Below are 27,000 nucleotides of genomic sequence, written 5' to 3'. Positions count from 1 at the left end.
GTGAGTCTGCGCGCCCGGCTGGCGTCCGAGGACAACGCCCCGCAGCACCAGGAGAGCCACCTGGTCGAGGTGTACCGCGCCAAGCTGCTCAAGGAGATCGACCTCGCCGAGATGTCGGCCCTGTCGGCCTCCGAGCGCCGTTCCCGCCTGGAACGGGTGCTGAGCCACATCATCAGCCGCGAGGGCCCCGTGCTGTCCAACGCGGAACGGGCCACCCTGGTGCGCCGCGTGGTGGACGAGGCACTGGGGCTCGGCGTGCTGGAGCCGCTGCTCGAGGACCCGTCCATCACCGAGATCATGGTCAACGGCCCGGACCGGATCTACGTGGAACGGGCCGGGCGGGTGGAACTGCTCCCGACACGCTTCGCCAGCAGCGAGCAGCTCATGCAGACGATCGAGCGGATCGTGTCCACCGTGAACCGCCGGGTGGACGAGTCCAACCCCATGGTGGACGCCCGGCTGCCCACCGGCGAGCGCGTCAACGTGATCATCCCGCCGCTGGCGCTGACCGGGCCGACCCTCACCATCCGCCGCTTCCCCCGCGCCTACACCCTCCAGGAGCTGCTCGAGCTCGGAACCCTGGACGAGTCCATGGTGCTGCTGCTGGCCTCGTTGATCCGGGCCAAGTTCAACGTGATCGTCTCCGGTGCCACGGGTGCCGGCAAGACCACCCTGCTCAACGCCCTTTCCGGACTGATCCCCGAGGGCGAACGGATCATCACCGTGGAGGACGCCGCCGAGTTGCAGCTCCAGCAGAACCACGTCATCCGCCTGGAGTCCCGCCCGCCCAACGTCGAGGGCCGGGGCCAGATCACCATCCGCGACCTGGTCCGCAACTCGCTGCGGATGCGGCCCGACCGGATCATCGTCGGCGAGGTGCGCGGCGGGGAAACCCTGGACATGCTCCAGGCGATGTCCACGGGCCACGACGGCTCACTGGCCACCGTGCACGCCAACTCCGCCGAGGACGGCATCATGCGGTTGCAGACGCTGGCCTCGATGAGCGAGGTGAAGATCCCGTTCGAGGCGCTCCGCGACCAGATCAACAGCGCGGTGGACGTGGTGGTCCAGCTCACCAGGCACGTGGACGGCAGCCGACGGGTCACCGAGATCGCCATGCTGTCCTCGCGGGGACGGATGGTCTTCCAGCTCACCAGCGTCTGCCGGTTCCGGGCCCAGCCGATGGACGCCGACCGCGTCGTCCGCGGCCACTACGAGCACCACCCACTGCCCAGGTCGGTGGCGCAGCGGCTGTACCTCGCCGGTGAACCGGTGCCCCCGAGGTTCGGGGTGGCCGCCTCCGACGACGAACTCGAGATCAGGGAGGCCCGGTAGCGGTGTGGGGTACCTCGTCGCTCGTCGTCCTCGGTGTGACGCTGCTGGCCTGCGTCCTCGCCGTGTGGGGGGTGCTGACCTGGTCGGCCGGGCAGGCCCAGCGGCAGGCACTGGTGGAACGGCTGGCGATCACCGCGGGGGGCCAGGAGGCCCCCCCGGAACGGCCCCAGCGGTTCGCCCGGCTCGACGCCCGCGTCCGGCGCAGCAGGTACGGCCCGCGCCTGGAACAGCGGATCGCCACCACCGGCCTTCGACTGACGCCGGGGGAGTTCACCGCGGCCATGCTGGGCGTGGTCGGTGGACTGTGGGCCCTGGCACACGCCCTGCTCGCCCCGTTCTTCGGCCCGATCGCCGGCCTGGTGGGCGTCTGGGCCTCGTTCGCCTTCCTCAACTGGCGCCGCCAACTGCGGATCGAACGCTTCATCAACCAGCTCCCCGAGCTGTCCCGGGTACTCGCCAACGCCACCCAGGCCGGCCTGGCGCTGCGCACCGCCGTCTCCATGGCCGCCGAGGAACTGCCGGCCCCCGCCGGGGAGGAGCTGACCAAGGTGGCCAACGCCCTGGCCGTCGGCCACTCGCTCAACGACGCGCTGGGCGACCTCCAGCGCCGGCTGCCGTCCCGGGAGCTCGCGGTCCTGGTGACCACCCTCGTCCTGTCCGCCCGCACGGGCGGCTCACTCGTCGGCTCGCTGCGGAACCTCACCAACACGCTGGAGGAACGCAAGGAGACCCGGCGCGAGGTGCGCACCCAGCTCGCCCAGATCCGGGTCACCGCCTACGCGGTCCCGGTCATCGGCGTCGGCGCCCTGCTGATGATCGACCAGATCACCCCCGGCGCGCTGGCCGAGATGACCGGCGGCGGCATCGGCCGGGTGGCCGTGCTGGTCTCCCTCGGCCTGTACGCGCTGGGCTTCTTCCTCATCCACCGCATGTCCCGCATCGAGGTCTGAGATGGCGCTGTTGCTCGCCGCTGTCACGGCGCTGTCCGTACTGGGCGTCGCCTACGGCGTGGCCCTGTACCGACGGGACGCCCGGCTTCCCAGCGACCTCAGCCTGGCGCTGGAGGTCGGCTCCACCCGCACGACCGCGGTCGGATCCCTGCTGGACCGCCTCGGCATGCGCTACGCCCCCCTGGTGCTACGGCTGATGGGCCCGGTCCGGGTGGCCAGGGCCAGGGACCGCATCGACCACGCGGGCAACCCCCGGGGGCTGACCGTCCAGCGCTACGCCGCCCGCCGCGCGGTCTACGGTGCCCTCGGCGGGACCGCCACCCTGGTCTTCCTGGTCCGCGGGCAGATCGTGGTCGCGCTGATCTGCGCGGCGTTCGCCTGGTGGTGGGCGGACGTCGGCATCTGGGCGGCCGTGCGGGCCCGTCGCGAGGAGATCGAGCGGACCCTGCCGGACTTCCTCGACGTGCTGTCCGTGGTGGTGACCGCCGGACTGGGTTTCCGCCAGGCGCTCGAGCGGGTGTCCACGATGTACCAGGGACCCTGGTCTGACGAGATCCGGATCAGCCTGCGGCAGATGGAGATGGGCATGAGCCGCCGGCAGGCGTTCGAGGAACTCCGTCGCCGCAACGACTCCGAGCAGGTGGGCCAGTTCGTCACGGCCCTCCAGCAGGGCGAGGACCTCGGTGCCCCCATCGCGGAGACGCTGATGCAGATCGCCCAGGACATGCGCCGCGCCGACGCCCAGAACGCCCGCAGGAAGGCGGCCCGCACGGTGCCCCGCGCCACCGGTGTGGTGACCATGCTCATGGTCCCGGCCACGCTGATCCTGCTGGTCACCAGCCTGCTGTTGGGTTCCGACATCGACATGGACGCATTCCTTGACGGATAGGGCAACCGCCGCGGGGGGAAGGCGTCCTCCGATGCCCACTGGCGGAAATCGCATTCGGCTCTACCTTGTGCATAGCGACGAGAACCGAGGAGGGGGCGCGACTATGGACCGCGTGATCAAGGCAGCGGTCGCGGCACGGATCGCCGTGCGCGACTGGGCGGTTGACCGTGTCGCGGCGACACGGTCAGGACGGGGAGACAGGGGACAGACAGCGATTGAGTATCTGGGGATCGCGGTGATCGTCGCGGCGATCATCCTCGCGCTGAACGGCACGGACATCGGTAACAAGATCAAGAATGGAATCACCGGCGCGATCAACGACGTCATCGGTGATTCGTGATCCGACGTCTCCGACGTGACGACGGGCAGACCATCCCGCTCCACCTGATGGCGGGGGTCGGCCTGCTCTTCGTCGCGCTGGCCTTCTTCGCCGTGGGACAGGCCGAGGACTCGCGCAACGGCACCCAGACGGCGGCCGACGCGGCGGCCTTGGGTGCGGCCAAGGACGCCCGGGACGGGATGGGCCCCCAGTTCCTCGACGCCCTGCGCGCGGGCGACCTCGAGCTGATCCAGGACCTGCTGGACGGCAAGGAGCTCCGCTCCGGTCACTGCGCCGCCGCGTCCAGCTACGCCGAGCGCAACGGGGCCCGGGTACAGGAATGCGTCCGGGTACATGATCCCGCGGGCTACCGGGTTGATGTGAGGTCCGAGGACAGCATCGGCGATTCGGTGATCGACGGCACCGAGGACAAGCACGCGGTGGCCACCGCAACGGCCGTCATCGAGCCCCGCTGCGCGCTGAGTCCCCGACAGGAGGACCCGACCGAGGAGCCTGACGGTGACCCCAGTTCTCCGGCCGACGAAGAGGACGAGGACGAGGGTGACAGCGAGGAGGAACCGGGACCGGTGACGTTCGACTGCGACGAGGGCGGACTGTCCCTGGACCCGGGGGACCCGGAGCTTGACCTGGACCTCGGGGATCTCTTCGTGATCCGGCTCACCAAGTGACGAGTGGAACGACGAGCGAAGGAAACGAGCAACGATGACCACCCAGCGCAGAACGCAGGTTCGGGTCCGGCTGGCCGCTGCCACCCTGGCCATCGGCCTGTCGTTCGCCGTGGCCGGTTGTGGCGGGGACAACGGTGACAAGGAGGCCGACAAGGCGGACCCGAAGGCGTCGAACACCCAGGGATCCGACGTGTCAACCAGTTCCTCGAAACCGAAGGAGGAACCGGCGCCGGCCCAGACGCTGGCAGAGGTCAAGGGGGAGAAGGGAGTGGTGCTGGCCATCACGGAGGCGACCCGGGACGCCGGCGGCTTCGTCACCGTCAAGGGCGAGATCACCAACACCGGCGACGAGATCTTCGACGCCACCCAGTGGGTGGGGACCGAACAGGAAGTGCAGAAGTCGGGGTACTCGGTGGCCGGCGCGGTCCTGGTGGACCCCGAGGCCAAGAAGCGCTACTACGTGTTGCGGGACACCGAGGGCATGTGCCTGTGCACCATGCAACTGAGTGACGTCAAGCCCGATGAGACCCGCCCCATCTACGCCCAGTTCCCCGCTCCCGCCGAGGACGTGACCGACGTCGAGTTCCAGCTCCCGACCATGCCGCCCGCCAAGATCAAGATTTCGGGGTGAGGGTGCCCATGCAGCTCAGACCGTTCCGGCTGGCGGCCACGGCCGCGCTCGCCACGGGCCTGGTGTTCGTCGGTGCGCCGACAGGACACGCGGAGGGGCCGGACCCGACCGGCACCCCGTCCGCCCCCGTGGAGATCGACGCGAACGACCCGCAGCTCCTGCTCGCTGAGGGAGCGGAGTTGGCGGAGCCCAAGGTGCTCGACATCAAGACGGTGGTGGAGGACGGCAAGGGAGAGGAGCGTCGCGAGGAGACCAACGAGAACGTGACGTTCGCCCTCCAGGCGGAGGTGCTGTTCGGCAGGGACAGCGCGGAGCTGTCCCCGACCGCGCGGGGCCGAATCCGGACCATCGCCGACGAGATAGACGACCAGGAGACGCACTACGTCCGGATCTTCGGCTTCACCGACGACCTCGGCAGCGAAGGCCACGGGGACGTGCTGTCCCAGAAGCGCGCCGAGGCCGTGCACCAGGTGCTGAAGGACCTGCTCAGCCCGGAGGTCAACTACGACGTGCGGGGCTTCGGCGAGGACTACCCCATCTCCGACAACTCCACGGAGGAGGGGCGGCGGAAGAACCGCCGGGTGGAGATCACCTTCCCCAAGCTCGAGGACTGACCCGCCGGTGGGCGCGGCCGGGCTCAGTCCGCGTCGAACTGCACTGCCACGCCCGGGCGCAGCCCCCACCGGCCCATGGCGCCGGCCTCGGACTCCAGGACGCGGCGGGCCCGCAGGCGCACCCTTCCGAGCCGTCCGGGAGGCATGGTGCGGACGGCCAGCACGGTGTCGTGACGGTCGAGGTAGGCGACGTCGATGGCGAAGCGCATGCCGATGGTGTGCACGCTGGCCGCCGGGGTGAGCAGCAGTGCGCCGTCGATCCCGGTGCGGCCCAGGAGCCCGCGGGTGCGGGCCCGGTAGGAGGCGGCGATCTCCAGGGGGAGCGGCGGTGTTCCGGGAATGCGTAGAGTGCCGTGACCGTCGTGCCAGCGACGGGCCATCGCCTGCCTCCTTCGTCGGTGGGTGGTGCCGGTCCGGGGGGTTGAGGTGCCGTTGAACCTGCCGCTTGTCGTCGTCGCCGTCGGGTACGGCGGGCTGGTGGGGGCGCTGTTGCCGGGACCGGCCTACCGGTTGAGTGTGGCCCCGGGGGAGCCGTGGCGTGAACTCTGCCCGGAGGGGCACCGGTTGCCGCTGCTGAGCCGGTGCCGCCGGTGCGCCACCCGGTACGGGCCCGGGGCGTGGCTCACCGGCACGGTCACCGCGGTGGTGTGCGGGCTGCTCGCCGTGGCGGGCGGGGTGCGGCCGGAGACGGCGGTGTGGCTCCTGTTCGCCCCGGTGGGGGTGTTGCTCGGGGCGGTGGACCTGGCGGTCAGGCGGCTTCCCGACCTGTTGACGCTGCCGATGGCGGGCGGGACCGCCGCGCTGCTCGGGGGTGCGGCGCTGCTGCCCGGGGCTGAGGGGGCGTGGGTGCGGGCGTTGCTGGGCGCGGTGGCCCTGACGGCGTTCCTCTTCCTGCTGTTCCTGGTGAGCCCCGACGGCATGGGGTTCGGTGACGTCAAGCTGTCGTTGACGGTCGGTCTCGTCCTGGGGTGGTACGGCTGGGACGTGCTGGTGCTGGGGGCGTTCACCGGTTTCCTGCTGGGTGCGGCGGTGGGCTTCGCGCGGGTCGCCGCGCGGCGGGCCCACCGCCGTACCGGGCTGCCCTTCGGTCCCTTCCTGCTGCTCGGTGCCTTGGCGGGGGTGCTGGTGGGCGCCGGGTAGTCGTCAGGTCGGGAGCGGTGTGGGAGCCGGATCACTCCCCTGGGCGCTCAGCCCTCGCTGCTGCGGGCCCAGATGTTGACGCCCGGCCGTTCCACGGCGTGCTGGTCGATCTCGGCGATCTCCTCCGCGGTGAGCGGCGGCGCGCTGACCGCGCCGAGGTTCGCCTCGAGCTGTGCCACGGAGGAGGCACCGATCAGTGCGGAGGTCATCCGCGGGTCGCGGAGCACCCAGCTCAGCGCGAGCTGGGCCAGGGACTGGCCGCGGCGCCGGGCGACGGCGTCCAGGGCCCGCAGCCGGGTCACCGTGTTCTCGTTGATCAGCTCGGGGTCCAGCGAGGTGCCCCGGGCGGCCCTCGAGTCCGACGGGATGCCGTCGAGGTACCGGTCGGTCAGCAGTCCCTGGGCCAGCGGCGCGAAGCCGATGCAGCCCATGCCCTCTTCGTCCAGCACGTCGAGGAGTCCGGTGTCCTCCACCCAACGGTTGATCATCGAGTAGGACGGCTGGTGGATGAGCGCGGGGACACCCATCTGCCGCAACAGTCCCGCGGCCTCGCGCGTGCGCTCGGCGCCGTAGGACGAGACCCCGACGTACAGGGCCTTGCCCTGCTGCACGGCGGAGGCCAGCGCACCCATGGTCTCCTCGAGCGGGGTGTGCGGGTCGAACCGGTGGGAGTAGAAGATGTCGACGTAGTCGAGGCCCATCCGGCGCAGCGAGGCGTCGAGCGAGGAGAGCAGGTACTTGCGGGAGCCCCAGTCGCCGTAGGGGCCGGGCTGCATGTCGTAGCCCGCCTTGGTGGAGATGATGAGTTCGTCCCGGTACGGGTACAGGTCCTGCGCGAAGATCCGCCCGAAGTTGGATTCCGCGGAGCCGGGTAGGGGCCCGTAGTTGTTGGCCAGGTCGAAGTGGGTGACCCCCAGGTCGAAGGCGCGCCGGAGGATGTCGCGCTGGGTCTGCAGCGGGCGGTCGTCGCCGAAGTTGTGCCACAGTCCCAGGGAGATGGCCGGCAGTTTCAAGCCGCTTCGCCCGCAGCGCCGGTACTCCATGGAGTCGTACCGGGTGTCATCGGCGCGGTAGAGATAGGGCGAGGTGAGGGGCTGGTATGAAGGTGGTGTAGTCACTCTTGAGTCCTATCATGCTGATTCGTTCAATAGGCTGACAAACTCAAACGGCTGTCCGATCGGCTTGAACATGAAAGCCGATTACGGCACCGCGCCGGACGCGGAGTAACCTGCCTCGGCGGGTACGGGACGCGGAAGGGCTGGACCACGATGAAGTTGCGCAACCTGGTGTATCGCCTGTATGCGCGCAGGGTGGAGTCCAAGCTCGACGTCGGGCAGGGTCCCAAGCACATCGGAGTGATCCTGGACGGGAACCGCCGGTGGGCGCGTGCCTCGGGCGGCACCACCGAGCAGGGCCACCAGGCCGGCGCTGACAAGATCAAGGAGCTCCTCGGCTGGTGTGAGGAGACCGATGTCCAGGTGGTCACCCTGTGGCTGCTGTCCACCGACAACCTCAACCGCCCCGCGGCCGAGCTGGAGCCGCTGCTGAAGATCATTGAGGGAGCGGTGAGCGGGCTGGCCGCGGCGCGCCGGTGGAAGGTCCATCCGGTCGGCACCCTCGACCTGCTGCCGGCGCAGACCCAGCAGGTGCTGAAGAGCGCCAAGGAGGACACCGACGACGTGCGCGGCCTGCTGGTGAACGTCGCCGTGGGCTACGGCGGCCGGCAGGAGATCGCCGACGCGGTGCGCTCGCTGCTCACCGAGCACGCCGAGCGGGGCACCTCCATCGAGGAGCTCGCCGAGATCCTCGACGTGGAGCACATCTCCGAGCACCTCTACACCCGCGGTCAGCCCGACCCGGACCTGGTCATCCGCACCTCCGGCGAGCAACGCCTGTCCGGTTTCATGCTCTGGCAGAGCGCGCATTCGGAGTACTACTTCTGCGAGGCGTTCTGGCCCGCCTTCCGCAAGGTGGACTTCCTGCGGGCGATCCGCAACTACGCCGAGCGGCACCGTCGGTACGGGGTCTGACCGCCGGGGGCCCCGCACGCCGTGGCCGGCCCCGGACGGCGTCCGCCCCGGGGGCGCCCCCCCGAGTCGCCCTCCCGCGGGGCGCGGCGTCTCCCGGAGGCCAGCACGGACGGGTCGGCCGTGACTCGCTGACCGGGCACAACGCCACTCGAGACTTCCTCCACCCCGGGTGTCACCTGATGGGACGTCTCCTCCGGTACGGCATGTGTGTCCCTCGGAAGGGGAATACCCCCAGCAGATCGGTGCCCGGTCACGGTCGCCGACGACCAGCGGGTGGTATCGGGCCACCCGCCCGGGAGGCCCTTTGCGAGGGAACGTGCCGTTGCTCCGGCAGAACCGGTGTCCCCGGGGAGTCCGGCAGGGCCGTGCCGCGCTGAGCGAAAGGGCCGGCACCCGGCCCTCGGGCACGTCCCGGTACCGTCCCGCGCGACGTCGCAGCGTCCCTGGCTCGTTGACGGTGTTCCGTTGCGCTAAACCGTCCGGGGCGCCGGTGCGCGCCCCGCGAGGGGGTACGTCAACAGGTGGTGGCAACCAAGAACCGCCGGACCCATGACCGGCGCACCTATGTACTGGACACCAGTGTGCTGCTGGCCGACCCGGTCGCCCTGACCCGCTTCGAGGAGCACGAGGTGGTGCTCCCCGTCGTCGTCGTGACCGAGCTGGAAGCCAAGCGGCACCATCCCGAGTTGGGCTATTTCGCCCGCCAGGCGCTGCGGCTGCTCGACGAGTACCGGATCAAGTACGGCCGGCTCGACGCCCCGATCCCGATCGGGGAGCTGGGTGGCACGATCAGGGTGGAGCTCAACCACAGCGACCCCGGCCTCCTGCCGCCCGCCCTGCTGCCCAGGGACCGGGGCCGGCTGGGTGACAACGACTCCCGCATCCTGGCCGTGGCGCGGAACCTCCAGGCGGAGGGGTACGACGTCACGGTTGTCTCCAAGGACCTGCCGCTGCGGGTGAAGGCGTCCTCGGTGGGGCTGCTGGCGGAGGAGTACCGGGCTGAGCTGGCGGTCACGTCGGGCTGGACCGGCATGGCCGAACTCCACGTCTCGGCGGAGGACGTGGACGCGCTGTTCAGCCAGGACACCTGTGCGCTCACGGAGGCCCGGGAGCTGCCGGTGCACACGGGTCTGGTGCTCCAGTCCCCGCGGGGCAAGGCGTTGGGACGGGTCACCCCGGACGGTCGGGTGCGACTGGTGCGCGGGGACCGCGAGGTCTTCGGCATCCACGGGCGCAGCGCCGAGCAGCGCATCGCCCTCGATCTGCTGCTCGACCCGGACGTGGGGATCATCTCGCTGGGTGGCAGGGCCGGCACCGGGAAGTCGGCGCTCGCGCTGTGCGCCGGGCTGGAGTCGGTCCTGGAACGCCGGCAGCACCGCAAGGTGATGGTGTTCCGCCCGCTGTACGCGGTGGGTGGCCAGGACCTCGGCTACCTGCCGGGTACCGAGTCCGAGAAGATGAGCCCGTGGGCGCAGGCGGTGTTTGACACCCTCTCGGCGGTGACCTCGGCGGAGGTCATCGAGGAGGTCGTGGAACGGGGCATGCTCGAGGTGCTGCCGCTGACCCACATCCGGGGCAGGTCCCTCCATGACGCGTTCGTCATCGTGGACGAGGCACAGTCACTGGAACGCAATGTGCTGCTGACCGTGCTCTCCCGCGTGGGCACGGGCTCCCGTGTGGTGCTCACCCACGACGTCGCCCAGCGGGACAACCTCCGGGTCGGGCGGTACGACGGAGTGGTCGCGGTGGTCGAGAAGCTCAAGGGCCACCCGTTGTTCGCCCACGTGACCCTCAACCGGTCGGAGCGCTCCCCCATCGCGGCGCTGGTCACCGAGATGCTGGAAGAGGGACACATCTGATCGAACCCGGTCGACGCCATGGAAAGAGGACGGGACGGTTCCACCGCTCCCGTCCTCGGCGTTGCCGTCCCTCGGGTCCGGAGGCTCGGAGGGCGTCCCTTTGTCAAGCGCCCTGACGTGCCTTCTGCCCCGATATGTCAAAGAGGCTTCGAACTGTCGTTCCATCAGTTCTCTGAGCCGAAAAGACGTCACTCTAATGGCGGTGGCGAACAAACGGATGCGATCGAGGGAACCCGTGGCGTCTGGGGCATGTGAGCTTTCCCACGCAACGGATAATTGCGCCCGTCCGTCCGTCTGGGGCAGGGTGTGGTTTCTGTCAGGCCCCGCGTACGGCAGTGACGACGGTGTCCCCAGGACGCCAGAGCACCACGGCAGAGCAGCACAGCCCAGAACTGAACAGTGATGCGCCGTACGCCGCCCGAAGCAGCACCAGCGAACCCGTCCGGGGAGCGCGGGCCCGTGCCTTCCGTGACCAGTCGCCAAGGGAAGGCCAGCGCCAGGGGCACGATTGCGTCCGCGCGGTCACCACGCGGACGATGCTGGAAGGAACGCATGTGACTCGGATCTCGGTCCGGGGATTCGCCGTGGCATCCGCCACCGCGGTCACCGCTGTCGGTGCCGTCGTCGGTGTTGCCTCGGGCAGTGAGCAGGGAGAGACCGCACAGGCGGGCGATCCCCTGGGCTCCACCCTGCTCGCCGACATACCCAGCGGAGACCAGGCCCAGCAGGTCGTTTCCGTGAACCTCACCCAGCAGGCCCAGGCCCAGGCCGACGTGGCCGACGCCGCGGCCAAGCGGTCCGCTGAGGAGTCCGCCCGCAAGCACGCCGCCAACCAGGCGGCGGCGAAGAAGGCCGCGGCCGAGGAGGCCGCAGCCAAGAAGCGGGCCGAGGAACTCGCGGCGAAGCGGGCGGAGGAGCAGGAGGCCGCCAGCCGCTCCGCCGAGCGGGCGACGTTCCCCACCAAGAGCTCCTACACGGTCGCCGAGGTCCAGGAGATGGCCAGGCAGATCGTCGGTGGAGACCAGTTCCAGTGCTTCAGCAACATCGTTGACCACGAGAGTGGCTGGAACTACCAGGCCGTCAACCCCTCCTCCGGTGCCTACGGACTGGTGCAGGCGCTGCCGGGTTCGAAGATGGCCTCCGCGGGCGCGGACTGGCAGACCAACCCGGCCACCCAGATCAAGTGGGGCCTCAGCTACATGAACGAGCGCTACGGCAGCCCCTGCGGCGCCTGGTCGTTCTGGCAGGCCAACCACTGGTACTAGACCGGCCGGGTGACCGGCCCCGGGCCGCCGCTTGTGCGCGGTGGCCCGGGGTTACGGCGCACCGGTGCCGGAGCAGTGCAACGAAGTAGCCCCCGTCGGCGTCCTCACCGATCGGGGGCTACTTGGTGTCCCCGGGTGGAACGACGCGCTGCGGTAGCGTCTAGGCCGTTGCGGGTCTGACATCTCGCCCGACCCCGGGGGTGGAGGAAGGTTCATGTCGCGATTGCAGAAGTGGGGGGCGGGATGGAAGACCATCCGGTCCCGGGTCTCCGCCCGGCTGGCGGCCGGGCGGGCTGAGCGCCGCCGTGCCGCACGCGGCGAACCCGGGACCACCGAGCCCCTGGACACCGCGCCGACGCCCCCCACTCCCGCGCCCGAACCCGTCCCCACCCCCGCACCCCCCGCCGCCTCCGCCGCCCCCGCAGCGCCCCCGCCGTTGCCCAACCCGGTCGCCGTGGTGCCCTGGGGGATGCGGGTCGCCGCCGAGGTGAGCTGGCGGCTGCTGGTCCTGGCCGCGTCCGTCTGGGTGCTGATGCGGGTGATCAGCGAGGTGCGACTCGTGGTGCTCGCCTTCTCGGCGGCACTGCTGATCACCGCGCTGCTCCAGCCCACGGTGGCCCGGTTGATGCGCTGGGGGCTGCCCCGGGGGCTCGCCACCGCGGCCACCTTCATCACTGGTTTCGTCATATTGGGCCTGGCCGGGTGGTTCGTGGTCTGGCAGGTCATGGAGAACGCGGACAACCTGTCCACCTCGGTCCAGGACGGCATCGAGGAGATGAAGCGCTGGGCCCTGGACAGCCCGTTCCACGTCACCGAGAAACAGATCAACGACATCGCGGACAAGCTCACGGAGACGGTGGGCAACAACAGCGAGGAGTTGACCTCGCGCGGCCTCGAGGGCGTCACGTTCATCATCGAGGCGCTGACCGGCATGCTGCTCTGCGCCTTCTGCACCCTGTTCCTGCTCTACGACGGTCGGCGGATCTGGTACTGGGTCCTGAAGCTGTTCCCGCAGGACGCCCGGGAGGCGCTGGAGGGCGCGGGCCCGCGGGTCTGGGTCACCCTGACCGGGTACGTACGGGGCACGGTGATAGTCGCCCTGATCGACGCGGTGTTCATCGGTACCGGGATCGCCCTGCTCGGCGTGCCGATGCCGGTACCCCTCGCGGTGATCATCTTCCTGGGGGCGTTCATCCCGCTGGTCGGAGCGGCTGCCTCGGGAGCGCTGGCCATGCTGGTGGCGCTGGTCACCGAGGGTCCGTTCACGGCACTGATGGTGTTGATCGTGGTGCTCGCGGTCCAGCAGATCGAGGGGCACGTGCTGCAACCGTTCATCCTGGGCCGGGCGGTGCGGGTGCACCCACTGGGCGTGGTGCTCTCCGTGGCCTGCGGATCGCTGATCGCCGGGATCGGCGGCGCGGTGGTGGCGGTTCCCCTCGTCGCGGTGGCCAACACCCTCGTGACCTACCTGAGCGAACGCAGCCGCGAGATGGCCAAGCAACAGGCGGCGGCCACCGCGGGCCAGGCGGGTCAGGGCCAGGTCGTCGCGGCGGCCGTGGCGGGTCAGGCCACCGGCGCGGCGGCCGTGGCGGTCACCGGGCCGGCGGAACCGCACGACCAGCCCCCGGGGGGCGAAGCCAAGCAGACGTGATCCCGCGGCTACCGAGGACCTCGGACGGGGCAGGAGGGGACGGGCTCAGTCCTTCGAGGGAAGTGACTGCTCGAACCAGACGACCTTGCCGGTGCTCAGCCGGGTCGCGCCCCAGCGCTTGGCCAGCCGGCTCACCACGGCCAGCCCACGGCCGTCCTCGTCGCAGGGCTGGGCCTGGCGTCTGCGGGGGAGCTGCGGGCAGTCGTCACCGACCTCGCAGCGCAGGTTGTCGGTGCACAGCAGGCGCAGCGTCACCGGCCGGTCGGCGTACCGCACCGCGTTGGTCACCACCTCGCTGACCAGCAGCTCGGTGGTGTCGATCAGCTCCGGCAGGTTCCAGCGCCGCAGTGCCCTGCGGACCAGGCGGCGGGCCCGGCCCGGGGTCTGTGGGTGCGGCTCCAGGAACCAGTAGGCCACGTTCTGCGGCGGAATCCCGTCGAACCGCGCGGCCAGCAGGGCCACGTCGTCGTCGCGGTCCCCCGGACCGAGGACGTCCAACGCCTCGTCGCACAGCGGCTCGAGCGGCGGGGAGCTGATGGCCTGGCCCGCGGCGGCGAGCCGCTCCCGCAACTGCTCCACCCCCGCGCCGACGTCCCTGACCCGCGACTCGACCAGGCCGTCGGTGTACAGCAGCAGGGTGGCCCCCGCCGGGGCGGGCAACTCCACGGACTCGAACGAGATCCCGCCCACCCCGATCGGCGCCCCGGTCGGCAGCCGCAGCACCTCCGCGCGCCCGTCCCGGTGCAGCAGCAGCGGGGGCACATGACCGGCGTTGGCCAGCACCAGGCGGTGTGCGATCGGGTCGTAGACCGCGTACAGACAGGTCGCCATCCGGTCGTCACCGAGCCGCTGGGCCTGCTCGTCGAGGTGGTAGAGCACCTCCTCCGGGGGCAGGTCGAGCATGGCCAGCGTCTGCACGGTGGTGCGCAACTGCCCCATGATCGCGGCTGAGGTCATGGAGTGGCCCATCACGTCGCCCACCACCAGGGCGACCCGGTTCCCCGGCAGCGGAATGGAGTCGTACCAGTCCCCGCCCACCCGGGCGGTCTGCGCCGCGGGCAGGTAACGGTGCGCCAGCCGCACCCCCGTCGGCTGGGGCAACGAGGTGGGGAGCATCGCCCGTTGCAGTGCGTCCGCTATGTACGCCTCGCGTCCGTACAGCAGTGCCTTGTCCACACCGAGGGCGGTGTGCGTCGCGAGCTGGGCGGCCACCAGCAGGTCGTCCGACTCGAACGGGGGCCGCTCCGCGCCGCGCAACAGCACCACCGTGCCCAGCACGCTGCGCCGTCCGCGCAGCGGGGCCAGGATGACCCGGGCGCCCTGGGGCAGGGTCGCGGCGAGCGCTGACCCCAGGAGCTCCCGCAGGGCACCGGTGCCCCGGGCGTCGTCGGTGAACACCGGACGGCCCTCGCGCAGGATCTCGGTCAGCACCCCCCGGCTGGCCAGGCGCACCGGCTCGACCGGCTCGGCCTCGACGGGGAAGCCCGGGGCGGCGGGGAAGTCGGCGGACGGCTTGAAGCGGTAGCGCTTGCCCTGGTGGCCGTAACCGATCTGGTCGCTGTGGCGCAGGTGCAGCACCACCGGGCCGACCACCTTGTGCTCGCCGACCGGCAGCGGCTCCCGCAGGTAGATCATGGTGGCGTCGGCGAAGACCGGGACGCAGGCACGGCACAGGCCCTGGAGCGTCTCGTCGAGTTCCAGGCCGCGCCCGATGCGCCGGGCGGCGGCGTCCAGGTAGCGCAGCCGGTCCCGTTCGCGGCTCTGCGCGGGGTGCTCGGCCGGTCGTTCCGGCGGGCGCTCGATGGGCAGGTTCACCGGCCGGTCCTTCCCGCCCTCGTGGGTGCGCTCCTGCGGTGGCCGTTCGGCCGGTCGTTGACCGGGGCCGTCCGTGGCCGGGCAGCCCGCGACCTCCTCGCGGGCGCGTGGGGGCGTCGCCCCGACGTCGTTCCTGCCGCCGTGCGTCCACGCGCGTAAGGCGAGCCTGGCAGGGTGCTCATGAGGGGTGTCGTGCTGCTCCGTCACGGCTGTGTCGATCCATCCGCTGGTGCGCTGCCCGCAACCGCACTACTTGCGAGCGCAGTGCAGAAAGAGCTGTTCTTCTGGTGGCACGTCGGTGCTCGCCGGCGCGTAGGTGTACGACGATTCCGCCACCACCTCGAACCCGGCTTCCTCCACCTGGGCGCGCAGGTCCTCACGGAGGAAACCCGTCACCCGGATGGCGTTTCCGAGGAATGGCAGTGGAACGTCGTCGAGGTCCGCCTCGACCATGGAGAGGGCGAAGAGCCCGCCGGGACGAAGCAGGTCATGGCACAGGTGTAAGGCGCCGGGTATCTCCGCCCTGGGAAGCATCAGCAGGGAGAAGAACGCGGCGACCGCGTCGAACCGTCCGAGGTCACGGGTGCCCGCCGGGGACAGGTCGGCGATGTCCAGGCAGTGGAAGCTGCCGGAGGGAACGTTGGCCCGGGCGCGGGCCAGCATGCCGGGCGACAGGTCCACGCCCACCACCTGGTGTCCCCCCTCGGCGAGCTGGGCCGCCGTGGGCAGCCCGGTGCCGCAGCCGAGGTCGAGCACCCGGGAGCCCGGCGCCATGGACTTCAGCAGCCACTCACCGGCGGCGATCTGGCCGTCCTTGTGCGGGAACGCTTCGTCATACCGGTCCCCGATGGCGTCGAACGCCTCCGCCTGACCGGCGCGGTCACCCCTGTGCCCGTAGTGGCTCACCCGCCCGCCGTCCTTTCGTCCGGCCTGTCCCGACCGCCGCCGCTCCGTCGCCGGGACGGGGAGCGGTAGCGGACGGTGATGGCAGTCGATGGTCCGTCTGTTGTTCCCATACCCACCGTGACCCTGCTGGCCTACCTGGGTAGCCGAGGTTGCGGATGGGCCGGGAAAGAAGAATGAGCACGGCGCGCCGTGCACAGTGGCTGAAAATATACTCTGCTAAGGGAGTTGACTACTAGTCATACGAATTCGACGCTGGTGGAGTTCCCCCCTCCTCCCCGCCCATGAGGTCGGCCGGGTCACGGTCCCAGTCGGCAGGAAGCGCCGGGACGCCCCAGGCGGGGTCGGGCCGCCAGTCCTCCCAGTGGTCGCGGAACGGCCAACCCCAGCCCTCGATCTCCCGCAGCGCGGCCCGGCCCGCCGCCCGGATGGTCGCGGCCTTCCGCGTCCCTATCAGCCCGGCCTCCTGCGCGGCGACGAACTCGTCCTCGTCCTTCCACTCCCAGGAACGGTCCGGGTAGACCGCGATGTCCAGCACGTGGTCCTCGGAGTCCACGCCGCCGGCCCAGCGGGCCCTGGGCTCCTCGAGGTTGACGTACCAGTTCCGCAGCCGCCAGTCCCGGTCCCAGAAGAGCCACACCGACCACGGGTCACCGGCCCTGGCCAGTTTCAGCACCCCGGTGCCGAACCAGGTGGACCTCCGCGGCGCACGGGGCTTGCGGAACCGGGTGTCCAGGGGCTCCCGGGCGATCTCCGAACCGTCCGCCAGCACCGGTCGCACGCATGTGGTTCCCGGGGCCAGCCAGACGGCGAGCAGATCGGGGCCGTCGTGCACCACGGTGACCGGCCGGCAGATGTGGAGCTGCTCACTCGCGTTGCCCCGGTACCGCCACAGCACCGTGTCACCAGGCGTCCACCACTCCCCGGCCGCCCCGTCCGAATCCTGGGGACCCACCGTCTCAGCCGTCATGGAGAGATGGTAGGCGCAGCGCGCTCCGCGCACCGGAGTATGCGACTGCTGCTGTCGAATGTGGCGCGTGTGGGTCAGGGGGTGGGGGGCGGGGTACGCGGTGGGGTCCCGCTGGTGGGGTCGGCGGGCGGGCGGGCCATGGTGAGGATGTCCAGGGCCTCGTCGAGCTGGGACTCGGTGAGGGTGCCCCGCTCGAGGTGGCCGCGGGCGACGACCACCTCGCGGATGGTGCGGCGTTCGGCCAGGGACTGCTTGGCCACCTCGGCGGCCTCCTCGTACCCCAGGTACCGGTTGAGCGGGGTGACCACCGCGGGGGACGACTCGGCGTACTCGCGGGCCCGTTCGACGTTGGCGGTGATCCCGTCCACGGCGCGGTCGGCCAGCAGCCCGCAGGCGTTGGCGAGCAGCCGGACCGACTCCAGGACGTTGTGGGCCAGCACCGGCAGCATCACGTTGAGCTCGAAGGAGCCCGAGGCGCCGGCGAACGCGATGGCCGCGTCGTTCCCGATGACCTGGGCCGCCACCATCAGCGTCGCCTCGGGGATGACCGGGTTGACCTTCCCCGGCATGATCGACGATCCGGGCTGGAGGTCGGGCAGGGTGATCTCGGCGAGGCCGGCCCGCGGGCCGGAGCCCATCCACCGCAGGTCGTTGCAGATCTTGGTGAGGCTGACCGCGACGGTGCGGAGCTGACCGGAGAGCTCCACCAGGGAGTCCTGGGCCCCCTGGGCCTCGAAGTGGTTGGGGGCCTCGACCAGCGGCAGGCCGGTGGCGGCGGCGAGTTCGGCGACCACCGCGGCGGCGAACCCGTGGGGCGTGTTGACGCCGGTGCCGACGGCGGTCCCGCCGAGGGCCAGCTCCGCCAGTCGGGGCAGACAGTCGGACAGGCGCCGCGTCCCGTTCCTCACCTGGGCCGCGTAGCCACCGAACTCCTGCCCGAGGGTGACCGGGGTGGCGTCCATCAGGTGGGTGCGGCCGGCCTTGACCACGTCGGCGAACTCCGTGGCCTTGCGCTCGAGCGAGCCGGCGAGCCGTTCCAGGGCCGGCAGCAGGTCGTTGACCACCGCGTGCGAGGCGGCCAGGTGGATGGACGAGGGGAACACGTCGTTGGACGACTGGCTCGCGTTGACCTGGTCGTTGGGGTGCACCGGGCGGCCGAGGCGCTCGCTGGCGAGGGTGGCGAGCACCTCGTTCATGTTCATGTTGGACGAGGTGCCGGAGCCCGTCTGGAACACGTCGATCGGGAACTGGTCGTCCCAGCGCCCGGTCACCACCTCCTCCGCGGCCCCGGCGATGGCCTCGGCGACGTCCGGCTCCAGCACGCCCAGCCTGGCGTTGACCACGGCCGCGGCGGCCTTGATCCGGGCCAGTGCCCGGATGTGCGCGCCCTGCAGGCGCTGGCCGGAGATCGGGAAGTTCTCCACGGCCCGCTGGGTCTGGGCCCGCCACTTGGCCGCGGCGGGCACCAGGACCTCTCCCATGGAGTCGTGTTCGACGCGTCGGTCGGTCATGGCCGCCTGCCTCCGTGTTCCCGTGGTGCGTGGTTCCGGTGGTGCGTGGTTCCCGTGGTCCCGGGTGTGTTGCGGGTACCCGCACGCCCGGTGTGCACCGGTCCCAACGGCGGGTCGGCCGGGCGGGTCACGCCCCGGAGCGCACCGGGATGCCGGTCACGAACGGGGTGGACGGGGCCAGCGAGGCGAAGAAGTCGTTGCCCTTGTCGTCCACCACGACGAACGCCGGGAAGTCCATCACCTCGATCTTCCACACCGCCTCCATGCCCAGCTCCGGGTACTCCAGGACCTCCACGGAACGGATGCAGTCCTGGGCCAGCCGGGCCGCGGGACCGCCGATGGAACCGAGGTAGAAGCCGCCGTGCGCGGCGCAGGCATCGGTGACCTGCCGGGACCGGTTGCCCTTCGCCAGCATCACCAGGGAGCCGCCGGCCGCCTGGAACTGCTCGACGTAGCTGTCCATCCGGCCCGCGGTGGTCGGTCCGAACGACCCGGAGGCGTACCCCTCGGGCGTCTTGGCCGGGCCCGCGTAGTACACCGCGTGGTCCCGCAGGTACGCGGGCATCGGCTCGCCCGCGTCCAGGCGCTCCTTGATCTTCGCGTGCGCGATGTCCCTGGCCACCACCAGCGGCCCGGTCAGCGACAGCCGGGTCTTGACCGGGTACCTGGTCAGCTCGGCGCGGATCTCGTCCATCGGCCGGTTCAGGTCGATCCGCACCACCTGGTCGCCGGAGAGGTCCTCGTCGGTGGTCTCCGGGAGGTAATGGGCCGGGTCCTGCTCCAACTGCTCGAGGAAGACGCCCTCCGCAGTGATCTTGCCGAGCGCCTGGCGGTCCGCGGAGCAGGACACCGCGATGGCGACCGGGCAGGAGGCGCCGTGCCGGGGGAGCCGGACCACCCGCACGTCGTGGCAGAAGTACTTGCCGCCGAACTGGGCGCCGATCCCGATCCGCTGCGTCAGCTCGAACACCCGCTGCTCCAGCTCCGGGTCGCGGAAGCCGTGGCCGGAGGGCGAGCCGGAGGTGGGCAGGGCGTCCAGGTAGTGCGCCGAGGCGTACTTGGCCGTTTTCAGCGCGTACTCGGCCGAGGTGCCGCCGACGACGATGGCCAGGTGGTACGGGGGGCAGGCGGCGGTGCCGAGGGAGCGCAGCTTCTCCTCGAGGAAGCGCATCATGGAGGCCTCGTTGAGCACGGCCTTGGTCTCCTGGTACAGGAACGACTTGTTGGCCGAGCCACCGCCCTTGGCCATGAACAGGAACTTGTAGGCGTCCCCGTCGGTGGCGTACAGCTCGATCTGCGCCGGCAGGTTGCTGCCGGTGTTCCTCTCCTCCCACATGGTCAACGGGGCCATCTGGGAGTACCGCAGGTTCAGCTTGGTGTAGGCGTCGAAGACGCCGTGGGAGAGGGCCTCCTCGTCGCGGCCCGCGGTGAGCACCTGCTGGCCGCGCTTGCCCATGACGATGGCGGTGCCGGTGTCCTGGCACATGGGCAGCACCCCGGCCGCCGCGATGTTGGCGTTGCGAAGCAGGTCGAGGGCGACGAAGCGGTCGTTGGGGCTGGCCTCGGGGTCGTCCAGGATGCGCCGGAGCTGGGCCAGGTGCGCCGGCCGCAGGAAGTGCGCGATGTCGTGCATGGCCTCGGCGGCGAGCAGGCGCAGCGCCTCGGGCCGCACGCTGAGGAAACGGCGCCCGGCGGCCTCGAAGGTGCTCACGCCCTCGGTGGTGAGCAGACGGTACGGGGTGGGGTCGTCACCGACGGGAAGCAGGTCCGTGTAGGTGAATTCGGGCATCGAAGGCAACCTCACTCATCGACTCGTCGGCAGCGTCAACCAGAACCCCACCAGCGTAGAACGCCGTGCCGGGGCGGCACGGGGTGACCTTGGCCGCGGGGCCCGCCGGTGGCGGTGGAGGCCGTGCCGCCGCGTCCCTCGCACTGGTCACGATCTATCGCGTTTCGTTATCGTGTTGCCGTGGACGAGCCCCAGCTTGAGAAGCGAGACCAGCCGCCCGCAGTGATACCGCGCCCGGTGCCGGGTCCGGTGCCGGCGGCCCAACTCCGAGCGTCGGACGCGGATCGGGACCGGGTGGCCGACATGCTGGGCGACGCGCTCGCCGAGGGCCGGCTGACCACTGAGGAGCACGCCGAACGTCTCGACGCGCTCTACCGGGCCAAGACCATGGGCGAGCTGGAGCCACTCACCCGCGACCTCCCGGCGCACTACGCCGGGGCCGCCCCCTCAGCCCGGCCCGTGCCGATGACACCGCAGGCACCGGCCAGGGCCGAACCGCCGGCCCTGGTGGCGATCTTCGGTGGGGTCACCCGCAAGGGCCGCTGGCGGGTGGGCAGCGAGTTGCGCGCGGTCGCGGTGTTCGGGGGCGTCGAGATCGACCTCACCGAGGCGGTCTTCGAACACCCCGAGGTGGTGATCAACGTCACGGCGATCTTCGGTGGCGTGGACATCAAGGTGCCGGAGAACATCACGGTGCGCAACGGTGGCGGGACCGGGATCTTCGGCGGCTTCGACGTCAAGGGGTACGAGTCCCCGGAGCCCGACGCCCCGGTGGTCCAGATCGGCGGAGCCGCGGTGTTCGGCGGCATCGAGGTCAAACGCAAGAAGGGCAAGCGACTGCGCGAGTGGGCGCGCAAACGGCTCGAGGGCTGAGGCCCGGGGGCGCCAGGACCGACGGGTCGGGGTGGTGAACGGCGCGCGCGCCGTCCCCGCGGTTCGATATCCGGTGCACGGGGAAGGACGGCGGCGGGACGGGGGACGGATTCGCCGGGAGCCGAGGGCGTTCTGGAGGCCCTTGTGACCTGCCTCTTGACACGGTGTGCATGAAGCCCGCCACAGCGGGTAGGGCTTGCTTCATCGTCTCTCGTATGGCTGCGCCCGAAATGTGGACAGTGCAGTGCGGTGCGGACAGCCGTGCGCAGTTGGACGGTCAAGCTCGAAATCGCCGCCGAGCCGTCGTCGTCAGGAGTACACCGTGCTGCAATCGACCGAGTCCGCGAAGGATGCCGCCCTTCCGGGCCAGCGCACTTCCGGACGTCTTGTGCAAGCCGAGGCCGAGTCGGGGGACCTGCGTGGCCCCTGGCACTCGGGGGCCGCCTGCCGCCGGGACGAGGCGGGTCTGTTCTTCGCCCCCTCCAAGGAACCCACGGCGGCGCGGCTGGCCCGGGAGGAGGCCGCGAAGCGGGTCTGCGCGCGGTGCCCGGTCCTGTTGGAGTGCCGCGAACACGCGCTGATGCAGCCCGAGCCCTACGGGGTGTGGGGCGGGCTGACCGCCGCGGAGCGCCGGGTGGTCCTGGCCCGCCGGCGGCGCCGGGAGGCCGAGTTGAAGTCCGCGGCCGGACACCGGGGACGGATAGCAGCCGTGGGCTGAGGGAGTACCCAAGAGTTCCACCCGACGGGGGCGAGCGGGAACGAGCAACGGGGGCGGAGCACCGCGAGGTGCTCCGCCCTCAGTCATGCCGCCTCCCGCCCTCCCCCGCACCGCCGCCACCGAGAGGTGGGCCGACGGCGCCGCGGGGCCGTGCCGGTGGGGTCGGTGCGGGTGGGCCCCACCGGGGTGGCGGGGCCGGGGGTCAGTGGGCCCGGTCGAAGTTGACCGCGCTGTAGGCCCGCAGCTTGGCGAGTCGGTGGGTGGAGTCGATCTGCCGGATGGTGCCGCTCTTGGAGCGCATCACCAGCGACTCGGTGAGCGCGGTGTCGGCGCGGTACCGCACCCCCCTCAGCAGTTCGCCGTCGGTGATGCCGGTGGCGACGAAGAACACGTTCTCGCCCCAGACCAGGTCGTCCGTGGTCAACACCCGGTCCAGGTCGTGACCCGCGTCCAGGGCGCGTCGGCGCTCCGCCTCGTCCCTGGGCCAAAGCCGGCCCTGGATGGTTCCGCCCAGGCACTTCATCGCGCAGGCGGTGATGATGCCCTCCGGGGTGCCGCCGATGCCCAGCAGCAGGTCGATCCCGGTGTCCTCGCTGGCCGCCATGATGGCGCCGGCCACGTCGCCGTCGGCGATGAACTTGATCCGGGCGCCGGTCTCCCGGATCTCCCGGACCATGTCCTGGTGCCTGGGGCGGTCCAGGATGACCACGGTCACGTCGTCCGCCGAGGAGCGCTTGGCCCTGGCGACCCGGCGGATGTTCTCCGCGATGGGTGCGGAGATGTCCACGCTGTCGGCGGCCTCGGGGCCGGTGGCCAGCTTCTCCATGTAGAAGACCGCGGAGGGATCGAACATGGTGCCGCGTTCGGCCACGGCGAGGACCGAGAGCGCGTTGCTCATGCCCTTGGCGGTGAGGGTGGTGCCGTCGATCGGGTCCACCGCGACGTCGCACTCCGCACCGGTGCCGTCGCCGACGTGTTCCCCGTTGAACAGCATCGGGGCCTCGTCCTTCTCGCCTTCCCCGATCACCACCACGCCGTTCATCGACACGGTGGAGACCAGGGCGCGCATGGCCCGGACCGCGGCGCCGTCGGCACCGTTCTTGTCGCCGCGGCCGACCCACCGGCCAGCCGCCATCGCGGCGGCCTCGGTGACCCGCACCAGTTCCAGGGCGAGGTTGCGGTCGGGTGCTTCAGGGGCCACCTCGAGTTGGGGCGGCAGGTTCTGCTCGGTCATCTGTCCGTACCTTTCTGTACGTCGACGGCCGTTATGAGGGTTGATGCGACTGTATCCAGCGGACCCGGTCGCGCAGCAGGGGGCCCGAACCGGCCGGGCTGGCTCACCTGCGACCATGGGAGGGTGGCAGCGAACAGGCGTGGCAAGCAGACGGCACGAGACATGATCTTGTCGATGGCGGTGATCGGCGTGGCCGCCGCCATCGTCTACTTCTTCGTGCCGCACTCCGAGGGCGATCCGGTGCGGACCGTTGACTACCGGGTCGAGGTGCTGTCGGCGCGACGGGCCGCGCCCTTCCCGGTGCTGGCCCCCGACGGCCTGTCCAAGGACTGGAGGGCGACCTCGGTGTCCTACCGCCACCTGGACCCCGAGGCCGAGGGCGCCGTGTGGCACCTGGGCTTCATCAACCCGCAGGATGAGTACGCGGCGGTGGAGCAGAGCAACGGTCCGGCCGAGGCGTTCATCGCGGACAAGAGCAAGTCGGCGGAGCGCTCCGGGACCACGGTGGTGCGGGGGAAGACCTGGGAGCGGTACTCGGGACCGAAGTACAACGCGTTGGTGCGGCAGGAGAAGGACGTGACCACCGTGGTGACCGGCACCGCCCCGCACCGGCAGCTCGCGGTGCTCGCCGCGGCGCTGAGCTCGTCCGCGTCCCCCGCCCCGGCGGACCCCTCCAACTGAGGAACCCCCGCCCCCTCACCCGCCGGCGTCGCCCGGGGCGGGGGCCGGTCCGTCGGGTGACGCCTGGAGGGCGGCGTCCAACCGGGCCCGGGCGCCGTCGAGCCACCGCCGGCAGACCGCGGCCAGCATCTCCCCGCGCTCCCAGAGCGCCAGGGACTCCTCCAGGGACGCCCCACCGGCCTCCAGCCGCCGCACCACGTCGATCAGCTCGTCCCGGGCCTGCTCGTAGCCGAGTGACGAGGTCGGGTCGGTGTCGTTGTCAGCCATGCCCTCACCCTAGGGGGTGGCGCCGGTCGCCCGGACGGCGAAGTCGCCGTCCGCGACCCGGGCCCGCAGCGGCTCGTCGGGCTTCACCTCACCCGCGGAGCGCACCACCGTGCCGTCCTCGTGCTGGAGCACGGCGTAGCCGCGGCGCAGGGTGGCGGCCGGGGACAGCGCCACACAGCGGGCCAGGGTGTGGGTCAGGTCCCCGTCGGCCTGGTCGAGCCGGTGCCGCAGGCACCTCCTTGACCGGTCCAGCAGCGCGGTGACCTCGGCGGCGCGCTCGTCCACCATCCGCAGCGGCGCGGCCATCGCCGGACGGCTCAGCGCGGCGGCTAGGTCCCGTTCGGCCCGGTCCAGCCTCCCCGTGACCGCCCGCAGCGCCCGCTCCCGGAGCTGCTGCACCCGGTGCTGCTCCTCGCCGACGTCCGGCACCACCTTCTTGGCGGCGTCGGTCGGTGTGGACGCCCTCAGGTCGGCGACCAGGTCGAGCAGCGGGCTGTCCGGCTCGTGCCCGATGGCGCTGACCACCGGGGTGCGGCAGGCCGCAACCGCGCGGATGAGCTGCTCGTCGGAGAACGGCAGCAGGTCCTCCACGCTGCCGCCGCCCCGCGCCACCACGATGACGTCCACCGACGGGTCCTGGTCGAGTTCCCGGACCGCGTCGATCACCTGCGGCACCGCGTGCACGCCCTGCACCGCCACGTTGCGCACCGCGAACCGGACCGCGGGCCAGCGCAGCCTCGCGTTCTCCAGCACGTCCCGCTCCGCGGCCGAGGCCCGGCCGCAGACCAGGCCGATCCGCCCGGGGAGGAAGGGCAGCCTGCGCTTGCGCCCGGCGGCGAAGAGCCCCTCCGCGGCGAGCTCCCGCTTCAGCCGTTCCAGCCGCGCCAGCAGCTCCCCGATCCCCACCGGGCGGATCTCCGCGGCCCGCAGCGACAGGGTGCCGCGGGGGGTGTACCACTCCGGTTTCGCGTGCACCACCACCCGGGCGCCCTCCGCCACGGTGTCCGCGACCGCGTCGAAGACCCGCCGGAGGCAGGTCACGGAGAGCGACACGTTCGCCGAGGGGTCACGCAGGGTCAGGAACACCACTCCGGTGCCCGGCCGCCTGCTCAACTGGGTGATCTGTCCCTCCACCCAGACCGGGCCGAGCCGGTCGATCCAGCCGCCGATCAGCCGGGACACCTCGCCGACCGGGATGGGGGCCTCAACGGAGGTCTGTAGCGCCATGTCACGAGGGTAACGACCGCTGCCGGCGCCGAGCCGGGCCGTGGCCCGTCAACCCCTGGACCAGCAGCACCAGCAGCCCCACCACCAGCCAGCCCAGCGCCACCCACTGCGCGGTCCGGCTCGCCTCGACGATCACGGTCACGGTGATCGCGGCGCCGAGGACCGGGACCACCAGGTGCGGCAGCGGGGCGAAGGACTCCCGGTGCCGCACCGCGTACCAACCGAGCACCGACAGGTGCAGCAGGGTGAACGCGCTGAGCGCGCCGACGTTCACCACGGAGACCAGCCGGTCCAGCCCGTCGGCGCGCCGGGCCGCCGCCACCGCCGCCAGCAGCGTGATCACCGCGGAGGTGAGCAGCGCCAGGCGCGGCACCCCGGACTCCCGGTCCACCCGGGACAGCACCCCGGGCAGCCGCCGCCCCCGGCCCATCGCGAACAGCAGCCGCCCGGCCGCCGCCTGACCGGCCAGCGCCGCGAAGGCCGCTCCGATCGCCTTGCTCGCCGCCACCAGGGTGTGCAGCCACCGACCGACCGACGCGTCAACGGTGTCGTAGAACGCGGGCCCCTGGGCCTCCGGGTGGTCCGCGAGGTGCGCGGAGGAGTCCGGCTCGAGGAGCCCCGCCAGGGCCGTCTGGACGAAGAACAGCACTCCGGCCAGGGCCAGGCAGAACAGGACCGCGCGCCCGACCCGGTTCCCCACCGCGCGCCGGTCGTCCTGCCCCGCCACCTCGTCCCCCGCCCAGGGGTCCCGGGTCCCGGCGTCCCGGGTCCCGGCGTCCCGGGTCCCGGCGTCCCGGTCGCCGGTCCGTTCCGTCCCAGGGTGGTCGCCGTCCCGTTCGGTCTCCTCGGCGAACGAGGCGATGGCGTCGAACCCGAGGAAGGACAGCACCGCCACCGACACCGCGCCCAGCAGCGCCCCGAAGGCGAAGGTGTGGTCCCCGGTGAGCGGGCTCCACCAGCCCCGCTGCGGCCCGTCCACCGCCAGCACCACCGCGGCGGCGACCACGAACACCACCAGCACCACGATCTCCATCACCAGCACCACGAGCCCGGCCACGGCGGCCACCCGAACACCCATCAGGTTCAACGTGGTGGTCACCACCACCGCCGCCGCCGTCCACACCCACCGGTCCACCGACGGAACCAGGGCGTTCATCGCGATCCCGGAGAAGAGGTAGGCCACCGCGGGGATCAACAGGTAGTCGAGCATCGCCAGCCACCCGGCGACGAATCCCGGAGCCTCGCCGAGCCCCGCTCTGGCGTAGGCGAACACGGACCCGGCCTGGGGGACGACCCGCAGCATCTGGGCGTAGGACAGCGCGGTGAACGCCATCGCCGCGGTCGCCACCAGGTAGACCAGGGCCACCGCGCCGTGGCTGCGCGCGTCGAGCACCCCGAAGACACCCACCGGGGCCATCGGCGCGATGAAGAGCAGTCCGTACACCACGAGGTCCCGGAAGCGCAGGGTGCGGTGGAGACGGGGCGGGGCCGGGGTGGTGACGGGCGCTTCCTTGGACATGGTGCCCTTCGTCCGGTGTCGTGCTGTTCGTTTGCTTTCCGTGTGGTGTGGTGCCCCCACCTCAGATTGGACCACCGCGCGGCACTGATCGCCGCTCAGCAACGACCCGTACGATGGAGCA

The 27,000-nt window shown here is 71.4% G+C and carries 26 protein-coding genes; 15 read left to right on the top strand and 11 right to left on the bottom strand.

The genetic code is table 11. From position 1 onward, the window contains the following. The 7 genes from A3IG_RS0101965 to A3IG_RS0101935 all read left to right on the top strand — a co-directional run bounded on the left by A3IG_RS0101965 (nucleotide 1) and on the right by A3IG_RS0101935 (nucleotide 5,427). The gene (locus A3IG_RS0101965; protein ID WP_018381866.1) at nucleotides 1-1,335 is read left to right on the top strand and encodes a CpaF family protein; all 1,335 of its coding nucleotides are present in this window, start codon (nucleotides 1-3) and stop codon (nucleotides 1,333-1,335) included. Between the two features lie 2 nt (nucleotides 1,336-1,337). Beyond that, nucleotides 1,338-2,285, top strand: a complete 948-nt coding sequence (locus A3IG_RS0101960; protein WP_018381865.1) for a type II secretion system F family protein — start codon at nucleotides 1,338-1,340, stop codon at nucleotides 2,283-2,285. 1 nt (nucleotide 2,286) lies between these two features. Continuing rightward, nucleotides 2,287-3,174 carry a DUF5936 domain-containing protein gene (locus A3IG_RS0101955; protein ID WP_018381864.1) on the top strand — a complete coding sequence of 296 codons (888 nt, stop codon included), beginning with the start codon at nucleotides 2,287-2,289 and terminating at the stop codon, nucleotides 3,172-3,174. Nucleotides 3,175-3,277: 103 nt separating this feature from the next. Further along, nucleotides 3,278-3,514: a hypothetical protein gene (locus A3IG_RS0101950; RefSeq protein WP_018381863.1), complete on the top strand. Its 237-nt coding sequence runs from the start codon at nucleotides 3,278-3,280 to the stop codon at nucleotides 3,512-3,514. Then, a complete protein-coding gene (locus A3IG_RS0101945) occupies nucleotides 3,511-4,182 on the top strand; it encodes a pilus assembly protein TadG-related protein (RefSeq protein ID WP_018381862.1) in 672 nt (223 codons plus the stop codon). The genes A3IG_RS0101950 and A3IG_RS0101945 overlap by 4 nt, the downstream gene beginning before the upstream one ends. A 34-nt stretch (nucleotides 4,183-4,216) precedes the next feature. Then, a complete protein-coding gene (locus A3IG_RS0101940; protein ID WP_018381861.1) occupies nucleotides 4,217-4,813 on the top strand; it encodes a hypothetical protein in 597 nt (198 codons plus the stop codon). Between the two features lie 8 nt (nucleotides 4,814-4,821). Continuing rightward, on the top strand, nucleotides 4,822-5,427 hold the full coding sequence (locus tag A3IG_RS0101935; protein ID WP_018381860.1) for an OmpA family protein: 606 nt from the start codon (nucleotides 4,822-4,824) through the stop codon (nucleotides 5,425-5,427). A 23-nt stretch (nucleotides 5,428-5,450) separates the two neighbouring features. On the opposite strand, the gene A3IG_RS0101930 is transcribed toward A3IG_RS0101935, so the two are convergent. Next, nucleotides 5,451-5,807 carry a DUF192 domain-containing protein gene (locus A3IG_RS0101930; RefSeq protein ID WP_018381859.1) on the bottom strand — a complete coding sequence of 119 codons (357 nt, stop codon included), beginning with the start codon at nucleotides 5,805-5,807 and terminating at the stop codon, nucleotides 5,451-5,453. Between the two features lie 52 nt (nucleotides 5,808-5,859). Between A3IG_RS0101930 and A3IG_RS0101925 the strand changes: the two genes are divergently transcribed. Then, entirely contained in the window at nucleotides 5,860-6,567 is a 708-nt protein-coding gene (locus A3IG_RS0101925; protein WP_104530639.1) for a prepilin peptidase, read from the top strand. 47 nt (nucleotides 6,568-6,614) lie between these two features. On the opposite strand, the gene mgrA is transcribed toward A3IG_RS0101925, so the two are convergent. Further along, nucleotides 6,615-7,685, bottom strand: a complete 1,071-nt coding sequence (gene mgrA / locus A3IG_RS0101920; protein ID WP_078499923.1) for an L-glyceraldehyde 3-phosphate reductase — start codon at nucleotides 7,683-7,685, stop codon at nucleotides 6,615-6,617. 150 nt (nucleotides 7,686-7,835) lie between these two features. Here mgrA and A3IG_RS0101915 point away from each other — a divergent pair, with 150 nt between their 5' ends. The 4 genes from A3IG_RS0101915 to A3IG_RS0101900 all read left to right on the top strand — a co-directional run bounded on the left by A3IG_RS0101915 (nucleotide 7,836) and on the right by A3IG_RS0101900 (nucleotide 13,372). After that, on the top strand, nucleotides 7,836-8,597 hold the full coding sequence (locus A3IG_RS0101915; RefSeq protein WP_018381856.1) for an isoprenyl transferase: 762 nt from the start codon (nucleotides 7,836-7,838) through the stop codon (nucleotides 8,595-8,597). Between the two features lie 521 nt (nucleotides 8,598-9,118). Next, entirely contained in the window at nucleotides 9,119-10,456 is a 1,338-nt protein-coding gene (locus A3IG_RS0101910; RefSeq protein WP_018381855.1) for a PhoH family protein, read from the top strand. Nucleotides 10,457-11,010: 554 nt separating this feature from the next. Next, entirely contained in the window at nucleotides 11,011-11,721 is a 711-nt protein-coding gene (locus A3IG_RS0101905; protein ID WP_018381854.1) for an aggregation-promoting factor C-terminal-like domain-containing protein, read from the top strand. Between the two features lie 214 nt (nucleotides 11,722-11,935). After that, complete coding sequence (locus A3IG_RS0101900) at nucleotides 11,936-13,372, top strand: AI-2E family transporter (protein ID WP_040910679.1); 1,437 nt, start codon at nucleotides 11,936-11,938, stop codon at nucleotides 13,370-13,372. Between the two features lie 45 nt (nucleotides 13,373-13,417). Here A3IG_RS0101900 and A3IG_RS28245 read toward each other — a convergent pair whose 3' ends face one another. The 5 genes from A3IG_RS28245 to A3IG_RS0101875 form a co-directional block, all read right to left on the bottom strand. Then, nucleotides 13,418-15,394 (bottom strand): SpoIIE family protein phosphatase, encoded by a 1,977-nt coding sequence (locus A3IG_RS28245; RefSeq protein WP_104530629.1) that lies wholly within the window; start codon nucleotides 15,392-15,394, stop codon nucleotides 13,418-13,420. A 42-nt stretch (nucleotides 15,395-15,436) separates the two neighbouring features. Continuing rightward, nucleotides 15,437-16,093, bottom strand: coding sequence for a class I SAM-dependent DNA methyltransferase (locus A3IG_RS0101890; protein WP_018381851.1), 657 nt, complete (start codon nucleotides 16,091-16,093; stop codon nucleotides 15,437-15,439). A 232-nt stretch (nucleotides 16,094-16,325) separates the two neighbouring features. After that, the gene (gene fomD, locus A3IG_RS0101885) at nucleotides 16,326-17,060 is read right to left on the bottom strand and encodes a cytidylyl-2-hydroxypropylphosphonate hydrolase (RefSeq protein WP_018381850.1); all 735 of its coding nucleotides are present in this window, start codon (nucleotides 17,058-17,060) and stop codon (nucleotides 16,326-16,328) included. A gap of 74 nt (nucleotides 17,061-17,134) precedes the next feature. Next, complete coding sequence (locus A3IG_RS28240; RefSeq protein ID WP_018381849.1) at nucleotides 17,135-18,571, bottom strand: class II fumarate hydratase; 1,437 nt, start codon at nucleotides 18,569-18,571, stop codon at nucleotides 17,135-17,137. Between the two features lie 127 nt (nucleotides 18,572-18,698). Then, nucleotides 18,699-20,360 (bottom strand): fumarate hydratase, encoded by a 1,662-nt coding sequence (locus tag A3IG_RS0101875; RefSeq protein ID WP_018381848.1) that lies wholly within the window; start codon nucleotides 20,358-20,360, stop codon nucleotides 18,699-18,701. A 180-nt stretch (nucleotides 20,361-20,540) separates the two neighbouring features. On the opposite strand from A3IG_RS0101875, the gene A3IG_RS0101870 reads away from it, so the two are divergent. Beyond that, complete coding sequence (locus A3IG_RS0101870; RefSeq protein ID WP_026219801.1) at nucleotides 20,541-21,233, top strand: DUF1707 SHOCT-like domain-containing protein; 693 nt, start codon at nucleotides 20,541-20,543, stop codon at nucleotides 21,231-21,233. 322 nt (nucleotides 21,234-21,555) lie between these two features. Further along, the gene (locus tag A3IG_RS0101865; RefSeq protein WP_026219800.1) at nucleotides 21,556-21,951 is read left to right on the top strand and encodes a WhiB family transcriptional regulator; all 396 of its coding nucleotides are present in this window, start codon (nucleotides 21,556-21,558) and stop codon (nucleotides 21,949-21,951) included. A gap of 202 nt (nucleotides 21,952-22,153) precedes the next feature. Here A3IG_RS0101865 and glpX read toward each other — a convergent pair whose 3' ends face one another. Beyond that, a complete protein-coding gene (glpX, locus tag A3IG_RS0101860; RefSeq protein WP_018381845.1) occupies nucleotides 22,154-23,185 on the bottom strand; it encodes a class II fructose-bisphosphatase in 1,032 nt (343 codons plus the stop codon). 123 nt (nucleotides 23,186-23,308) lie between these two features. Here glpX and A3IG_RS0101855 point away from each other — a divergent pair, with 123 nt between their 5' ends. Next, nucleotides 23,309-23,866, top strand: coding sequence for a DUF4245 domain-containing protein (locus A3IG_RS0101855; RefSeq protein ID WP_265736643.1), 558 nt, complete (start codon nucleotides 23,309-23,311; stop codon nucleotides 23,864-23,866). 15 nt (nucleotides 23,867-23,881) lie between these two features. Here A3IG_RS0101855 and A3IG_RS0101850 read toward each other — a convergent pair whose 3' ends face one another. From A3IG_RS0101850 to A3IG_RS0101840, 3 genes are read right to left on the bottom strand one after another with little or no spacing between them, the layout of a single operon-like run. Further along, nucleotides 23,882-24,133, bottom strand: a complete 252-nt coding sequence (locus A3IG_RS0101850; RefSeq protein ID WP_018381843.1) for an exodeoxyribonuclease VII small subunit — start codon at nucleotides 24,131-24,133, stop codon at nucleotides 23,882-23,884. Nucleotides 24,134-24,142: 9 nt separating this feature from the next. Further along, nucleotides 24,143-25,360, bottom strand: coding sequence for an exodeoxyribonuclease VII large subunit (gene xseA / locus A3IG_RS0101845; protein ID WP_018381842.1), 1,218 nt, complete (start codon nucleotides 25,358-25,360; stop codon nucleotides 24,143-24,145). Nucleotide 25,361: 1 nt separating this feature from the next. Continuing rightward, complete coding sequence (locus A3IG_RS0101840) at nucleotides 25,362-26,879, bottom strand: APC family permease (RefSeq protein ID WP_018381841.1); 1,518 nt, start codon at nucleotides 26,877-26,879, stop codon at nucleotides 25,362-25,364. Between the last annotated feature and the right edge of the window lie 121 nt (nucleotides 26,880-27,000).

Origin of the sequence: Wenjunlia vitaminophila DSM 41686 (assembly GCF_000380165.1) — a bacterium.
In the GTDB taxonomy this organism is placed as follows: domain Bacteria; phylum Actinomycetota; class Actinomycetes; order Streptomycetales; family Streptomycetaceae; genus Wenjunlia; species Wenjunlia vitaminophila.
This window is presented reverse-complemented; position numbering and strand designations above follow the sequence as displayed.

Excerpts from the sequence above, each read along its gene's own strand:
- A3IG_RS0101955 (WP_018381864.1), top strand. The coding sequence starts at position 2,287 with ATGGCGCTGTTGCTCGCCGCTGTCACGGCGCTGTCCGTACTGGGCGTC.
- A3IG_RS0101840 (WP_018381841.1), bottom strand. The coding sequence starts at position 26,879 with ATGTCCAAGGAAGCGCCCGTCACCACCCCGGCCCCGCCCCGTCTCCAC.
- A3IG_RS0101940 (WP_018381861.1), top strand. The coding sequence starts at position 4,217 with ATGACCACCCAGCGCAGAACGCAGGTTCGGGTCCGGCTGGCCGCTGCC.
- A3IG_RS0101875 (WP_018381848.1), bottom strand. The coding sequence starts at position 20,360 with ATGCCCGAATTCACCTACACGGACCTGCTTCCCGTCGGTGACGACCCC.
- A3IG_RS0101915 (WP_018381856.1), top strand. The coding sequence starts at position 7,836 with ATGAAGTTGCGCAACCTGGTGTATCGCCTGTATGCGCGCAGGGTGGAG.
- glpX (WP_018381845.1), bottom strand. The coding sequence starts at position 23,185 with ATGACCGAGCAGAACCTGCCGCCCCAACTCGAGGTGGCCCCTGAAGCA.
- fomD (WP_018381850.1), bottom strand. The coding sequence starts at position 17,060 with ATGACGGCTGAGACGGTGGGTCCCCAGGATTCGGACGGGGCGGCCGGG.
- xseA (WP_018381842.1), bottom strand. The coding sequence starts at position 25,360 with ATGGCGCTACAGACCTCCGTTGAGGCCCCCATCCCGGTCGGCGAGGTG.
- A3IG_RS0101950 (WP_018381863.1), top strand. The coding sequence starts at position 3,278 with ATGGACCGCGTGATCAAGGCAGCGGTCGCGGCACGGATCGCCGTGCGC.
- A3IG_RS0101850 (WP_018381843.1), bottom strand. The coding sequence starts at position 24,133 with ATGGCTGACAACGACACCGACCCGACCTCGTCACTCGGCTACGAGCAG.
- A3IG_RS28240 (WP_018381849.1), bottom strand. The coding sequence starts at position 18,571 with ATGACCGACCGACGCGTCGAACACGACTCCATGGGAGAGGTCCTGGTG.
- A3IG_RS0101935 (WP_018381860.1), top strand. The coding sequence starts at position 4,822 with ATGCAGCTCAGACCGTTCCGGCTGGCGGCCACGGCCGCGCTCGCCACG.
- A3IG_RS0101930 (WP_018381859.1), bottom strand. The coding sequence starts at position 5,807 with ATGGCCCGTCGCTGGCACGACGGTCACGGCACTCTACGCATTCCCGGA.
- A3IG_RS0101900 (WP_040910679.1), top strand. The coding sequence starts at position 11,936 with ATGTCGCGATTGCAGAAGTGGGGGGCGGGATGGAAGACCATCCGGTCC.